This is a genomic window from Aliivibrio finisterrensis (assembly GCF_008933155.1).
GTDB classification, from domain to species: domain Bacteria; phylum Pseudomonadota; class Gammaproteobacteria; order Enterobacterales; family Vibrionaceae; genus Aliivibrio; species Aliivibrio finisterrensis.
In genome coordinates this window covers 194698-209498 of sequence record NZ_WBVP01000002.1, presented here as the reverse complement: position 1 = coordinate 209498, position 14801 = coordinate 194698, and the positions used below count along the sequence as shown (strand labels likewise).

Below are 14801 nucleotides of genomic sequence, written 5' to 3'. Positions count from 1 at the left end.
AAAACGAATGATCTAGCTTGCTTGCGCTAACATATTGGTATCAGCCAATAAGCGCTTCCCCGCCTCATCAAACAAATGCAAGTGCTGCTTTGCAACGTTAAGCGTCAGAGATTCTTGAGTGGCAAAGTCTAACTCTGGCGTTAACGCGGTAAATGTTTTGCCACCCACCAAACCATGCACTAACTGATTCGGCCCTAACGGTTCAACCGCTTGCACACTTAATGGAAAACTTAACCCGGTATTTACTGGCTCTAACAAGGCGTGTTCAGGTCTAATTCCAAGCTGTATTGTCTGAGCAGGTAAATGTGCGTATTCAGCCAAAAACACACTTTGTTGATCAAACTTAATCACCCCATTCACAATCTCGGCTTGATGAAAGTTCATCGCAGGGCTACCAATAAAACTCGCCACAAAGGTGCTTGCTGGTTGATGGTACACCTCTGATGGTGTGCCAATTTGCTCAATCTCGCCTTGGTTTAGCACAATAATGCGATCCGCCAAGGTCATCGCCTCCACTTGATCATGAGTCACATACACACTGGTTACGCCTAGCTCTCGTTGCAGCTTTTTAATTTCTAAACGCATATGGGCACGCAGTGAAGCATCTAGATTAGATAACGGCTCATCAAACAAGAATAACTGCGGATCACGCACAATCGCACGTCCCATTGCAACACGTTGACGCTGCCCACCCGATAACTTTGCAGGCTTTCTGTCGAGATAATCTGCGATCTTGAGGGTTTCTGCCACTTTTTCAATTTTTTCAGCAATGATTTGCTTATCGACACCACGGTTTTTTAGCCCATAAGCCAAGTTGTCATACACCGTCATGTGTGGGTATAGCGCGTAGTTTTGAAACACCATCGCAATATCACGGCTGGCTGGTTTTTCAGTATCAATTCGGCGATGATTTAACTCAATTTCGCCACCCGTGATCGACTCTAACCCTGCGATAGAGCGCAAGATGGATGACTTACCACAGCCCGATGGGCCAACCAATACAATGAACTCGCCCTGTTTAATATCAACAGAAACGTCCTTTACCGCTTGGTGGCCATTGTCGTAGGTTTTTACTAAATTTTTAAGTGCTAACATCGTTCTATCTCTTCACAAATTAGGTATTGGCAATGCGGTTTCATCACCGCATCTGCACGGTTATTTCTCGGTTTCAACAAGGCCTTTCACAAACCAACGCTGAAAAATAATAACCACTAAAATCGGTGGCAACATGGCGAAGATAACCAGAGCAAAGGCTTGGTCGTAACGCGGTTGACTGCTTTGGCTTATATCACTCAATAACTGCTTCACGCCCATGACGATGGTGTTGTAACTCTCATCGGTGGTCATCATGATTGGCCATAAATATTGGTTCCAACCCACCACAAACATGATGATGAAAATCGCGGCGATCATAGTTTTGGATAACGGCAATAAAATATCGATAAAAAAGCGAATTGGGCCTGCGTTATCAAGTTGCGCCGCCTCCACCAACTCATTGGGAATGGTTCTAAAAAATTGACGAAAGAAAAACGTCGCCGTCGCCGAAGCGATTAAAGGTAAAATGAGCCCAGAAAAACTGTTTAACATCCCTAAGTTCGCAACCACCTCATAAGAAGGAATGATACGAACTTCTAATGGCAACAATAGCGTGACAAAAATCAGCCAAAACCACAGTGAAGCAAAAGGCATACGAAAATAGACCAAGGCATAAGCGGCCATCATCGAAATAATGATCTTGCCAATGGCAAAGCCAAGTCCCATCACCATTGAGTTAATGATCATTGATTTTGCATTCACATCCGTACTAAAACCGACGCTCTTGTCCCAGACCTCACCGTAAACTTCAAGAAAATTACCGCCCGGCCACCACTGCAATCCATCACTAATAATGGTGTTTGGGTTGTGGGTAGAGCTAGCGAAAATTAGCCAAATAGGGATGATCATAAAAAGCGCCCCTGCTATTAGGATCACATGATCGAACCATTGATTCTGTTTCATAATAAAATTCTCATCATTGCTGTGTACCAATACATCTCTTTGAATTAATAGTGCACACGCTTTTCAATAAACTTAAATTGCACCCAAGTCAGCATTAAGACTAAAACCAGTAACACCACCGATTGCGCCGCACTGCCTCCAATGTCTGTCCCAATGAAGCCATCACGATAAATCTTATAAACCAATGAGGTCGTTCCCCCACCCGGACCGCCTGACGTTAAGGTATCGATAACGCCGAAGGTTTCAAAAAAGGCATAGGTTAAGTTGATGACTAATAAGAAAAAGCCTGTAGGAGCAAGCAGTGGGAAAGTGATGGTCCAGAAGCGACGGCGATCACTCTCGCAATCCAACATTGCCGCCTCGTTCACCGCAAATGAGATAGACTGTAGTCCTGCAAGAAAGTAGATAAAGTTAACCGAGACTTGCTTCCACACCGAGACCAAAACCAAGGTTAGCGTCGCATCAAAAGGACTGGTGTATAAACTAAAATCCCAACCAAGACTGGCAAAAATATCGGTAAAAACACCAATATGAGGATTAAAAATAAAGCCGCCCATAATACCAGCCACCGCAGGAGCAACCGCATACACCCAAGTGAGCGTGATTTTATAAGCACTCTTACCATGCAAAATATTATTGGCTTTCACCGCCAGTAAAAGTGCGATGGCTAATGATAAAAATGACACCACAATGGCAAAGCCAACCGTAAAAAAGATCGATCTTAAATACTCTGCCGAGCTAAAAATAATGCTGTAATTCTCTAAACCGACAAAGGTTGATGACAATCCCCAAGGGTCTTCTAGCATAAAGGAGAGATAAACCGCTTCGGCTGCGGGATAGAAAAAGAACACTGCAATAATGGCGATTTGTGGCACTAAAAGCGCATAAGGCAACGCCGAGTGGGTAAATTGTTGTCGTTGTTCCACTGTTATAACCTACTACATTAAAAAGAAAAAAATCACTGTGACTAACCGAAATCAACCACAGTGAATCCTTGTTATTGCACCGAACGTGCGAAACGGTTTAACATTACTTTGCTTTCTTTATCGATATTGGCGAGTGCTTTTTCTACCGTAATTCGGTCTGCAAATACGTTATCAAACTCTCTATGCATTACCTCTTGGATTTGTGAGTAAAAACCTAAACGGTAACCACGCGTCCACTCGCCACCCGGTAAGCTCAACTGCTTTACGCCCACTTCTGCATCTGGCTGTTCTTGGTAGTAGCCTGATTGTTTTGTCATGTCGTAAGCCGCTTTGGTAACCGTCACATAACCGGTCGATTTATGCCAAAACATTTGTGTCTCAGGACTTGTTAAGAAATTAAAGAAAGCAGCAACGGCTTGCTCTTCTTCTTTTGGCTTACCATCAATGGCAAATAAGGCAGCGCCACCAATAAAGGTGCGGCCAGCCTCTTTATTGACTGATTTCCAATATGGTAGATAGGTTGTACCTAACTCAAAATCAACACGGTTACGTAACCCACCAAACGAGCCTGATGAGCCTAACCACATTGCTACTTTTTGTTGCTCAAACGGCTGTTGGTTTGCATCCCAATCTGAGCCGTAATACTTGTAGTACCCTTTGTCTGACCACTCTTTTAGCTTGTTAAAATGCATTGCCATGTCTGGCGTATTGATCATGATGTTGGTCGCTGGTGCATCAAAACCATTGTTTTTATTAGCAACGGGAAGGTTATGGCGAGACTTGAAGTTTTCGAACATGATCCAAGGCGTTAAAGATTGTGAGAAAGTAGCGTAGCCTTGCGCTTTTAATTTTTGTGCGACTTGTTCTAGCTCTTCGTAGGTGTTAGGCGCTTCTACCCCTACTTTTGCAAGAATGTCTTTGTTGTAATAAAGCACAGGCGTTGAGCTGTTGAATGGCATGCCAACCATTTTTCCATTGCTGTCTGCATAGAAGTTACGAACCCCTGCAATGTAGTCTTTGTTATTAAATGAATAGCCAGATTGAACGAGAATATCTTCGACAGGTTTTGCAACCCCTGGGGCATTGATAATGGTTGCGGCACCCACATCGGCCACTTGCAGAATGTTCGGTGCTTGGTCGGCACGATAAGCTGCAATGCCTGCGGTAAGTGTCTCTACGTATGAGCCTTTAAACACTGGGGTAATTTTGTATTCATCTTGTGACGCATTAAAATCACGAGCAATAGTATTGACTGTTTCGCCTAGCTGACCACTCATTGCATGCCACCACGTTATGTTGGTTTCTGCCATGGCTGTCGTTGAAAGTAATGACGCTAGAACACCTGTTATCAATTGCTTTTTCATCTTATTCCCTAATGATTTAGTATGAGTAACCGTTTATGTGATGCTCATAGTAGGGATTGAAGATGACAGTTATGCTTCAGTTTTATTGTGTTCTTGTGATGGTTTTAAGGTGGCCTTTTTTGCTGCTCTAGCTTAGAACTACGAGTTAAAGAGAAATTTTGGCGGCGTTTATCAAGCTAGTTGGACGCTAAAAGCTCGCTTATTAGATAGTTGTTTTCGATAAACGCTATAGTACGCATAAAATATTTAATGTGAAATACCTATTAAACATAACCTCCGAAGTCCGCACCGAGATTGTGGGCGCAAAATAGAAATGTCCGGTTTGACCCAATTAGAAATGTCCTCCTATGATTACTATATGAGTCATTTTTTTTAAGGCAAGATTCGATGTTAATGAGTATGAGTGATCAAGTGTTGCTTTTCTCCTTTCGGACGGGATTATAGTTGAGCACCACATCATTTTTATCAAATATGAAGGAAGGTCATCATGGAACTCTCACCAAACGGTTTAACCCCCAACGAAATGTATAAGTTATTAATCGGAGGGATTACACCCAGACCAATTGCATGGGTTTCTTCTGTGTCTTTAGATGGAAAAGTAAACCTTGCTCCATTTTCTTTTTTCACAGTAGCGTCAGCAAATCCACCAATGCTTTGCTTTAACCCGATGTTTAATGAAGAGAAACTGCCAAAAGACACATTACGAAATATTCGAGAACAAAAAGAATTTGTGATCCACAGTGTTAGCTATGATGATTTAGAGACAATGAATAAAACTTGCCACAATGTGGGTGCTGATGTGGATGAATTTGAATACGCAGATATTGAAAAAGTTGCCAGCTCTCATGTCACTCCTCCTCGGATTAAAAATGCAGTAGTTGCTTATGAGTGTAAACTCAATCGTATTGTTGACTTAGGAGAAGAAGCATTGTCGGGACATTTAGTAATTGGAGAAGTGTGCGCGATTCATGTCGCTGATGATGCAATTTCAAACTATCGAATCGACTCCGATAAGCTTGATAGTATTGGCCGAATGGCAGGCAGTGATTACAGTCTAACAAGAGAAAGAATACAGCTTTCTAGAAATTAAAGAAATTGTATCTATATTTACATTAATAACCTTCACTAAGAATTTACTCAATCTATATCATTTAACGTAACGTCACTTTAAGTGCATCTGTCGACACTGTAAGGAAGAGATGCGATTCTGAAGCGTCTACCTTTTGCTTTAGCGCGTTCCCTGCCCTCATTACAACGCTGTAGAATGTATTTTCTTTCCATTTCTGCGTAGGCTGAAATGGTGGTATAAATCACTCGGCTAACATCGGAATTAATATCAACATCACCGAGATCGTGAAATACCAAACCTGCACTTTTAGCTGATAAGGTATCTGCAATTTGAAGGGCGTTGATGGTATTACGAGCTAAGCGATCCACTTTCATTACATCACCATTACGCGAAAAATGGATCATCGCATTTAATTAACTGCGCTCTGAATCTTTGCCACTGGCGTTTTCTTTGAAGATTAGTTTCGGAGTAATAATCTAATTAAGATAGTATTTTGCCCCAAAATACGCATAATCTTGCTATACAACACTCAAAGAGAAATTACCCATGACTAATTTTCAATATTACTTTCACAAACTGCCTTGTTTTAACTGTAAAAAAACCAAAGTAAACACTGATCTTGGTTGGTTAACAGCAACAATGAAAGACGATGTCGTAGCCCAAGCGGCTGCAATTATCGAGCAAGAAGGCGTTAAAGCGGATCTTTCAGTAAACGTGACTTGTACTAAAGCTGAAGCTCGAGATTACTTATTGCTAAATTTCTACGGTTACTCAGATGAAGAGCTAGAAGGCCAAATTGAAGCAGACGATGAGAAAGAAGTTGCAGATGAAATCGCTGAGTTGCTAAAAGACGGTAACGAGGTAGCGGTATTTGAGCACGAAATCGCACTACAAAGCTGTACTGATTGCGACGTTGAATAAGCGTTAATAACGCTCAATATACAAATTCTAGGCATTAGCAGAGTTAAATTTGCTAATGCCTTTTTGTTTTTACCTCTCGATATTTCTAAATATCAGAAGTACCCCATAAAACAACTCAATGTGTTATTATCCTCTCAAATTGTAAGGACAATAATAATGAAGCTTATCCCCCTACTGAAACAGCCTAGAATCCACTGACTTATTTTAAATTAATGCCAATTCCATTATTTTTATATAAGTTTAAAGGTTTATTATGCAAGAAAAACACTGGTCAAAGTTTCAGTTACTTCATGAAGTAGTAACCAACAAAAACATTCACATTAAAGGCACCCATAGCTATTACAGCGATTGCTGGGATAACGGTTTTGAAGACTCTGTTGTTCGGTATTTACACGGAGACAAAATCAGCCGTCAATGGGAGCCAAGATGGGAAAGAGACAAAAGTTAAGATAAAAGAACAAGTACGAAGTGACAGCCCAGAGATGTTGGTTCAAATGGCAAAGCTAGGGCAAGGTGTAGCTGCAATGCCAAAATGGATGGTAGAACACGAATTAAAATCGGGCTCACTAACGCAGATATTAGAACAATATAAAACGGTAAAGTTACCTATGTATATGGTCTATAAAGATAGTGAGTACCAACCTCAACGCATTCGTGCTTTCATTGATTTTATTTCAAATTACTTTTCTTAGGGGTAGAAGAGGTAAATCGCCCTTAAAATAAATTTATGGAAAATTCTAGTTTAAATATTGAAAAAAAAAGAATTTTGATGATTTTCTAGTGCAAGTGATAGCGTTTGCTTCAGAATAATCTTGATCTTTAACCCATTCACGGCCAAAATAAAACTGTATATAATTACAGTGTTATTTTTATGAATGTGATCCCTATTTCTGCCAGTGCCGGTATTATTGGCTTTGAGAGTCCTGCTGCTGAGTACTCTCAATTGGCGTTTGATCTTGATGAGTTGTTAATCGAGCACCCAAGCTCAACGTTTATTGGTCGCGCCTGTGGCGATTCAATGCAAGGCGTGGGCATCTTTGATGGTGATTTATTGATAGTTGACCGCCATGTAACGGTATCAAACCATGATGTGATAGTGGCTAATCTAAACGGTGAATTTGTGTGTAAGTTGCTTGATACCCAACGACGTTTATTAGTCTCCGCCAATGAAAGCATTCAACCGGTACAGATTAATGATTTTGATACGTTCAGCATTGAGGGAGTGGTGATCCGCTCGATACGCTGTCACCGCCCTAGCCATTTATTGAGTTTTAATTGATGTTTGCCCTTGTCGATGCCAATGCGTTTTACTGCAGTGCTGAGCAAGTGTTTCGCCCAGAGTGGCGCTCTCGCCCTATCGTTGTCTTATCTAATAACGATGGAATGATCGTGGCGGCTAACCGGTTGGCTAAAGAAGCCGGCATCCAAAAATTTAAACCTTACTTTGAGATGAAATCCCTATGTGAGCAACGTGGGGTTATTGCGCTCTCTTCAAATTATGAGCTTTATTCTGATCTCTCTGCCAAAATGATGGAGGTGATCGGACGCTTCGCACCAGAGCAACATATCTATTCTATCGATGAGTCTTTTCTTTCTTTTAAACGTTGCTTCCCTGCTATCCAATGTCTACGTCAACATGCTTCTGAATTGCGTCGAGCTGTTTGGAAAGAGTGCCGTTTACCAGTGTGCGTTGGAATGGGTCCCACATTAACATTAGCAAAAGTGGCCAATCACGCAGCTAAAAAAATCGAACAATACAATGGGGTCTGTGTTCTGGATTCAGAGCAAGAGCGCTTAAAAGTATTAGGGGTTTTAGAAGTTGGTGATGTGTGGGGAATTGGTCGCCAATTATCAAAACGTATGAACACAATGGGAATTTATACCGCGTTGCAATTGTGCGCTATGCCGATTGGTTTGGTTCGTAAGAATTTCAATGTGGAAGTAGAGCGCGTGGTTCTTGAGTTAAACGGCCAAGTCTGTAAAACATGGGATGTGGCGCGAGCCGATAAAAAACAGATATTCTCAACAAGAAGCATGGGTAACCGAATTACCGATCTAGAATCACTGCAGCAAGCGTTAGCTAAACACGCGGCGATTGCTTCTTACAAAGCGAGAAAACAAGGCTCACTGTGCAAAATCATGATGTGTTTTGCCTCTAACTCTCCTTTTGATGAAAAGCCTGTGAACAGAAAGCTAATTCACAATTTTGCTTATCCAACGGCAGATGCAACACAACTGACTTCCGTCACTACCTCTCTTGCTAAAGCCTTATTTCAGCCAGGTGTTAATTATTACAAAGTAGGCGTTGGTTTGCTGGATTTAAGCAATGGCGAGCATGAGCAATTTGATATGCTGAACCCTACCCCAAATAATACGGAATTGATGAGTGTTTTTGATGGTATTAACCAAAAATATGGCACAGACACGCTGTTTTTAGGCGCTCAGGGGATTAATGAAAAATGGGGAATGCGGCGTGATAGGCTAACGCCGCAATATACAACCAGATGGAACGATGTGCCGAAGATTAGGTGTTGATTGGTTACATAGAAGGGATAAACATCGATATGCCAAAAATGAATATATGAACAAAAAACCTAGCAAATTAATTCATATTTGGCATAAACATAGCTATAACACTCTGTATTACGCCATATATGAATAAAAAAATTATTTAAGGATAAAAAATTCATATTTGACCGGTGTAAATAGCCCCGTTTAGTTAAGTGAACTATTTTTCTTAGGAATAGATACTGACTGCTTACCAAATACGTTAATGAGCGCACCTGTCACAATCAAACCACCACCGATATAAGTCCAAATAGATGGAACCTCATTAAATATCCAAACACCTAATAACGCAGAAAAGACAATCTGAACATAAGAGTAAGCAGACGCTTTACCCGCCGCTTGGGTTTGCATGGCTTTGGTCAATCCATATTGTCCAATTTGTGTGAAGATGCCGATTAAAATCAGGATCATGGTAAGGAACAGGCTTGGCCATACAAAGTTATTCCAAATCAGTACGCTTGAGATAGGTAACGCCACTAATGGGAAATAAAATATGATCACAGAGCTGTCTTCTGTTTGGCTGAGTTTTCTTACTATCACATAGGCAATCGAACTTCCTAATGCACCACACAACGCAACAAGGATACTAAAAACAGGCAGTTCACTTGTACTGCCATTGTTCATGCTTGGTTGGACCATAACAAATAAGCCCACAAGACAAAATGCAATGCATATCATGGTTGATTTTTGAATGTGCTCTTTAAGAAACAGAACGCCGAGCAATGCGGTAAAGATAGGATGGACGTATTGTAAGATGGTTGCTTCCGCCAGAGGTAAGGTCGTCACTGCGTAGTAAACACACATAAGCGCTGCTGTGCCTACTGCTCCACGGGCAAGAAGTAAGGACTTATTGTTTCCCCATATCGAAATGCCTTTTCGTTTCACATCTGCATAGCTAATGATCAAAGAAACTAATGCCCTTGCTGCCACAATTTCAAATACTGGAATACCGTAATTACTCACGTATTTTACGCACGCCGACATGAGCGCAAATCCAAGCGCAGAAAGAAACATAAATCTAACCCCTGTCGGGATCAGTGAAAAAGAGAAAGTAGGCATAACAACATCAACCAAATTTAGAGGGTAATGAATGATAGCCTAATTTACTCGCAGCACCCAAAGCTCTTATATTAATCACATCGACATTCAGACTGTATTCCAAATATCTGCTCTTCCCACAATGGATTATTACACTTTGTTATTAAAATAATAAGTAATCATAATTTCATGTAACTCTCTTTTTTGTATATCTTACTCCCATACAAAATAACAACCGTTAGTTAGGCAAGGGGAAGTACCATGACAAATGCACTATTTCAACCAATGCAACTGGGTAACCTTACGCTTAAAAACCGTATTGTTATGCCACCAATGACCCGCTCTCGCGCTACCCAGCCAGGTAATTTGGCAAACGACATGATGGCACAATATTACGCACAACGCGCAAGTGCGGGGCTTATCATTGCTGAGGGGACTCAAATTTCAGAGATGGGCCAAGGCTATGCATGGACTCCGGGTATCTACTCTCAAGAACAAATAGCAGGTTGGAAAAAAGTCACTGACGCCGTGCACGCAAAAGGTGGTGCTATTTTTGCTCAACTTTGGCACGTTGGCCGTGTTACTCACCCTGATAATATTGGTGGACAACAGCCTATTTCATCGTCCGCACTAAAAGCAGAAAACGTAAAAGTGTTTATTGATAATGGTACTGACGCACCGGGCTTTGTGGATGTGGTTGAACCTCGTGAAATGACAAAACAAGACATTACTGATGTTGTTGCAGAGTATCGTCAAGCGGCACTAAATGCAGTAGAAGCCGGTTTTGATGGCATTGAGCTTCATGCTGCAAATGGCTATTTAATTAACCAATTTATTGATTCAGAAGCCAATAATCGTACCGATGAATATGGTGGCTCTATCGACAATCGCCTGCGCTTTTTAGGCGAAGTGGTTGAGGCAATGGCTGACGCTATTGGTCATGATCGCGTTGGCGTTCGTCTTGCTCCGTTTACCTCATTAAATGGTACGGTTGATAAGACACCAACAGAAACCTACACCGCAGCCGCTGTGTTGTTAAATAAACTCAATGTGGTTTATATGCACATTGCTGAAGTCGATTGGGATGATGCGCCAGATACACCTGCAGAATTTAAAGAAGCGATTCGTGATGCGTTTAAAGGCACTATTATTTATGCCGGTCGTTACAATACCGAGAAAGCCGAGCACGCATTAACCAGCGGTTTAGCAAATATGGTCAGCTTTGGGCGTCCATTTATTTCTAACCCTGATTTACCAAATCGTATCAAACACGGTTACCCTCTAGCGCAACATGATCCAAATACGTTATTTGGCGGTGCAGAGCAAGGCTTAACAGATTACCCTGAGTATCAAGCGTAATTGCCTTAATATTGAAACACTCTAAATAAATGATATAACCCTGCTTATTTAAGTGGGGTTATTTTTTATATCACGTAATATTGCCTTTCTTCTTTTTATATTCAGAGTATACGTCTATGCGTGGAATCCTTTATCTGGTTATGGCTACCATTCTTGCCGCTATTGGCTGGGGTGCATCAAAAATGGTCGTCATGACGATTCCCGGTGATATTTTTATTGGCACACGATTTCTGCTCGCAAGTTTGGTGCTTCTTCCTTTTTGTTATAAACAACTTCGCAACTTAACCATCAAACAAGGCTTTGCGCTTACTGGCGTTGGTTTAGTGCTATCGCTTGCTCTGCAAGTCTGGGTGTATGCTGTTGCTATCACTTCGTCATTAGCAGAGGGCGCATTTATTATGAGTTTAGCCATGCTAATTGCCCCTCTGATTGCCTGGATTTTATTTCGTCAAAAGCCCAATAAAGCCTTTTGGTTAGCCTTGCCTATTTCTATTTTTGGTATGATGTTATTAACCCTAGGAAATGGTTGGAAAATGGAACCAAGCCAACTTGGGTTTATGCTCTCTTCTCTTTTATTGTCATTACACTTTGTATTAAACAAGCGTGTTATTGGTTCTATCACACCGTTATTATCCATTTGCGTTCAAATGTTTGTTGTGGGAATTAGCGGCTGTTTATATGCATCATTTAATTCACATGCGCCATTTGAACTCACAGAGCATGCTATTTTTTGGTTTTTAATCTCAACCATTGTGGCAACGGCCATTCGTTATCTCGCTCAAACTCTTGGGCAATTTTCGGTAGAGATAGAAACCGCCTCACTGATTATGATCTTAGAACCTATCTGGACATTACTGATCAGTGTTACCTTACTGAATGAAGTGTTAGAAACGCAAAAAATGTTCGGTGGTGGTGCCATTATTTTATCTTTGTTGCTTTATATTAAGCTGTCACGAAGGTTCAGGTAGGTGATTCATTGATAATTTTTCGATGAATTGACCAGCAGCGATATGCGGTGGTACTTCCACAAGCGTGTCCACCATACACAAAAATCCGAGTGTCTCTCTCACTCGGCTTTAGGTTTTCAATATGCTCTTAAAACATTACTTTCTTATTTGCCTTTCACTTTATTCTTCAAGTTTTGCATAAAGGTTTTAAAGTGCGGCATAAAATCAGCAAACAATTCATGTTTACGATTTGCCATCATAACAGGGCCTAGTAGACGTAACGCAACCCCAACTCTCGTTGATACTTCTGGCTCTAAGCCACTCATTTGCTTTAGCTTATCGACGATAGTAAATACATCTTCACGATCTTGAAATTCAAACGCCAATGTTTGAGCTGTTTCTTGCTCTGGTGTTATCTCTTCAATGGTCACTCGATAACACTTATCTTTTCTAATTTTAGGGATCATTGTTCTACCTTCTAATAATCTTAATTTCATCATGATTAACAGCAAACCGATTTGAACTTCCTCTTGAAAGAACGCTCAATCAAGTTGATAATATCAACTATATATTTTTAGTTGATAAAATCAACCAACTTTAATGGTAATATTTATGTCTGATAGAGAATCATTAGATAGTTTGTTCACGTTAGTGCATACGTTAAAGCGTAATTTACATGATCACATTGAAGAACTACATCTTGGGATCACACCTATGCATGTACGAGTTATCAAGATCATTAACCACAAACCGCACTGCACAGCCGTTGATATTGCTCACTATTTAAATAGAGATAAGGCTCAAGTCACACGCCTTCTAAGCAGTTTACTTACACAAGAGCTCATCATTAAAGAACCAAACCCTGAAGATAAACGCAGCCAATGCCTTCGCATCACGGAAAGCGGCAAAGAGATTATGAAAAAAATATCAGGGATTGATAACAAGATGTTTGAAAAGATGTCGAAGGATCTTTCAGAGGCAGAAATCGCTGAATTTAAGCGTGTTTCAGAGAAGATGGTGAATAATCTTAACCGCTAATCTCCATCAAATAAATCAAGACTGATAAAAAGATTAAATTATCAACCGCGGAATAGGTTTAATCGTCACTTTCATTATTTAAGGAATCATCGTGCATAAATTCATTATGTATTTAACTGTACTCTGCTTAACGCTGTTTTTTCTCGGGTGCTCAACTTTTTCCAATAATAACAAACCTTTGAATTTATCTGGGCAGTATTACAATTACCTGCAACCCTCGTTTGATCAGTACTTAGCAGAAACCAAAGATTGGCTCTCTGAGCATCGTGCTTTTATCTCTGATAATCATGAAAAAGAGTTAGCAATGAACATGCCCTTTGAGCGTGGCAATAAAAACTCAAAAAAAGCGATCCTACTGGTACACGGACTAGGGGACTCTCCATATAGCTTTAGTGATCTTGCAACGACATTTTCAGAGCAAGGCTTCTACGTGCAGGTTCTTTTATTACCTGGCCATGGAAGTAAACCTGAAGATATGTATTTAACAACCTATCAAGATTGGCAAAACATTGTTGACCATTACGCTAATCTACTTAAAAAAGACTATCAAGAAGTGTGGTTAAGTGGATTTTCAACTGGCGCTAATTTAACGGCTATTCATACATTAAATAATGAAGGTATTGATGGTCTTATCTTTATTTCACCCGGTTTTGAATCACTAAACCCTACATTAGAAAAGCTAAGTTCAATCGTTTCTGTATTTTGGGATGGTATATCGAAAAAAGAAAACAACTTTGCACGGTACAGCTCTATATCCATGCATGGTATGGCTCAATACTCCGACAGTGCCGTCGCATTTAGAAAAGCAATTTCTGATAAAAATATCACAGTGCCCACTTTAATCGCTATCAGTGAAGCCGACAGCATTATCAATTCACAAGCGACCACGGAATTTTTCGCAGATAAATTTGTAAACCCTAACAATCACTTGATTTGGTACGGCGATCAACACAGTTTGCGAATAAAGCAACGAACTCAAGCCTACTCTATGAAATTAGACGCTTTACACATCAGTACAGCATCACACATGAGCCCATTATTTTCGCCTAACAATAGCTATTATGGGAAAGAAGCAGAAAAGCTTATCTGTACCAACAGTTTAGATGAAGAACAAACCCAATCCTGTAAACAAGGTGAAAATGTGTGGTTCTCGGCATGGGGTTATCAAGAAGAAGGAAAAGTTTATGCCCGACTGACATGGAACCCATACTTTGATAATTTAAAATATGAGATTAGCAAGTTAGTAGGCTATCTAATTATCGATTAGGTATAAACAGGACAACCATTAAATGTATGGTTGTCCTTTACGCTTACAGCACTGTATTTATTGCTTTTATTCAACAGGCAGTAATTCAATAAAATCCTGTTCAAGAGATTGCCTAAAGAAATCAGGCATGGATTCCATCGTAAATACCACCGCATCTTCAAGAATGGTGGTGGAACCGCTAAGTGTCCAATAAGAGCTTCCTTTATGTGTGTTCACTTTCACTTTAAAACGTGTTGGAGTGGTCGTAACCATTTTTCTATCCCTTAAATAACATACCAGATCATGCTACCACTTCCATTTTATGAA

15 protein-coding genes and 3 pseudogenes are annotated in these 14801 nt (G+C 40.5%); 10 read left to right on the top strand and 8 right to left on the bottom strand.

The features are described from left to right. Positions 1–12: 12 nt before the first annotated feature. From ugpC to F8B77_RS02820, 4 genes are all read right to left on the bottom strand, one after another. Positions 13–1095 carry a sn-glycerol-3-phosphate ABC transporter ATP-binding protein UgpC gene (ugpC, locus tag F8B77_RS02835; RefSeq protein WP_151653508.1) on the bottom strand — a complete coding sequence of 361 codons (1083 nt, stop codon included), beginning with the start codon at positions 1093–1095 and terminating at the stop codon, positions 13–15. A 60-nt stretch (positions 1096–1155) separates the two neighbouring features. After that, positions 1156–1998, bottom strand: a complete 843-nt coding sequence (gene ugpE, locus F8B77_RS02830; protein ID WP_151653506.1) for a sn-glycerol-3-phosphate ABC transporter permease UgpE — start codon at positions 1996–1998, stop codon at positions 1156–1158. Between the two features lie 44 nt (positions 1999–2042). Then, on the bottom strand, positions 2043–2924 hold the full coding sequence (locus tag F8B77_RS02825; RefSeq protein ID WP_130087903.1) for an ABC transporter permease subunit: 882 nt from the start codon (positions 2922–2924) through the stop codon (positions 2043–2045). 71 nt (positions 2925–2995) lie between these two features. Next, the gene (locus F8B77_RS02820) at positions 2996–4288 is read right to left on the bottom strand and encodes an extracellular solute-binding protein (protein WP_151653504.1); all 1293 of its coding nucleotides are present in this window, start codon (positions 4286–4288) and stop codon (positions 2996–2998) included. A 487-nt stretch (positions 4289–4775) separates the two neighbouring features. Between F8B77_RS02820 and F8B77_RS02815 the strand changes: the two genes are divergently transcribed. Further along, on the top strand, positions 4776–5378 hold the full coding sequence (locus tag F8B77_RS02815; RefSeq protein WP_151653502.1) for a flavin reductase family protein: 603 nt from the start codon (positions 4776–4778) through the stop codon (positions 5376–5378). A gap of 125 nt (positions 5379–5503) precedes the next feature. Here the strand turns inward: F8B77_RS02815 and F8B77_RS02810 are convergent. Then, positions 5504–5815 (bottom strand): annotated as a pseudogene (locus F8B77_RS02810) (recombinase family protein); the annotation flags it as partial. A gap of 88 nt (positions 5816–5903) precedes the next feature. On the opposite strand from F8B77_RS02810, the gene F8B77_RS02805 reads away from it, so the two are divergent. The 5 genes and pseudogenes from F8B77_RS02805 to F8B77_RS02785 all read left to right on the top strand — a co-directional run bounded on the left by F8B77_RS02805 (position 5904) and on the right by F8B77_RS02785 (position 8813). Continuing rightward, a complete protein-coding gene (locus tag F8B77_RS02805; protein WP_151653498.1) occupies positions 5904–6278 on the top strand; it encodes a hypothetical protein in 375 nt (124 codons plus the stop codon). A gap of 253 nt (positions 6279–6531) precedes the next feature. Then, a pseudogene (locus tag F8B77_RS02800) lies at positions 6532–6720 on the top strand (CatB-related O-acetyltransferase); the annotation flags it as partial. Further along, positions 6704–6970 (top strand): annotated as a pseudogene (locus F8B77_RS02795) (LysR substrate-binding domain-containing protein); the annotation flags it as partial. The pseudogenes F8B77_RS02800 and F8B77_RS02795, both read left to right, overlap by 17 nt. Positions 6971–7149: 179 nt before the next feature. Continuing rightward, on the top strand, positions 7150–7557 hold the full coding sequence (locus F8B77_RS02790; protein WP_151653496.1) for a LexA family protein: 408 nt from the start codon (positions 7150–7152) through the stop codon (positions 7555–7557). Beyond that, positions 7557–8813, top strand: a complete 1257-nt coding sequence (locus F8B77_RS02785; RefSeq protein ID WP_151653653.1) for a Y-family DNA polymerase — start codon at positions 7557–7559, stop codon at positions 8811–8813. Before F8B77_RS02790 ends, F8B77_RS02785 begins: the two co-directional genes overlap by 1 nt. Positions 8814–8993: 180 nt before the next feature. On the opposite strand, the gene F8B77_RS02780 is transcribed toward F8B77_RS02785, so the two are convergent. Next, complete coding sequence (locus F8B77_RS02780; protein ID WP_167512742.1) at positions 8994–9905, bottom strand: DMT family transporter; 912 nt, start codon at positions 9903–9905, stop codon at positions 8994–8996. Between the two features lie 240 nt (positions 9906–10145). Between F8B77_RS02780 and F8B77_RS02775 the strand changes: the two genes are divergently transcribed. Both F8B77_RS02775 and F8B77_RS02770 read left to right on the top strand, forming a co-directional pair. Further along, the gene (locus tag F8B77_RS02775) at positions 10146–11243 is read left to right on the top strand and encodes an alkene reductase (protein ID WP_151653492.1); all 1098 of its coding nucleotides are present in this window, start codon (positions 10146–10148) and stop codon (positions 11241–11243) included. Between the two features lie 116 nt (positions 11244–11359). Further along, entirely contained in the window at positions 11360–12211 is an 852-nt protein-coding gene (locus tag F8B77_RS02770) for a DMT family transporter (protein ID WP_151653490.1), read from the top strand. Positions 12212–12354: 143 nt separating this feature from the next. Here F8B77_RS02770 and F8B77_RS02765 read toward each other — a convergent pair whose 3' ends face one another. Continuing rightward, positions 12355–12657 carry a DUF3861 domain-containing protein gene (locus tag F8B77_RS02765; protein WP_151653488.1) on the bottom strand — a complete coding sequence of 101 codons (303 nt, stop codon included), beginning with the start codon at positions 12655–12657 and terminating at the stop codon, positions 12355–12357. Positions 12658–12802: 145 nt separating this feature from the next. Between F8B77_RS02765 and F8B77_RS02760 the strand changes: the two genes are divergently transcribed. Both F8B77_RS02760 and F8B77_RS02755 read left to right on the top strand, forming a co-directional pair. Next, the gene (locus tag F8B77_RS02760; RefSeq protein WP_167512741.1) at positions 12803–13228 is read left to right on the top strand and encodes a MarR family winged helix-turn-helix transcriptional regulator; all 426 of its coding nucleotides are present in this window, start codon (positions 12803–12805) and stop codon (positions 13226–13228) included. Positions 13229–13319: 91 nt separating this feature from the next. Next, positions 13320–14495, top strand: coding sequence for an alpha/beta hydrolase (locus F8B77_RS02755; protein WP_151653484.1), 1176 nt, complete (start codon positions 13320–13322; stop codon positions 14493–14495). A 66-nt stretch (positions 14496–14561) separates the two neighbouring features. Here the strand turns inward: F8B77_RS02755 and F8B77_RS02750 are convergent, their stop codons facing one another. Then, entirely contained in the window at positions 14562–14747 is a 186-nt protein-coding gene (locus F8B77_RS02750) for a hypothetical protein (protein WP_151653482.1), read from the bottom strand. Positions 14748–14801: the final 54 nt, after the last annotated feature.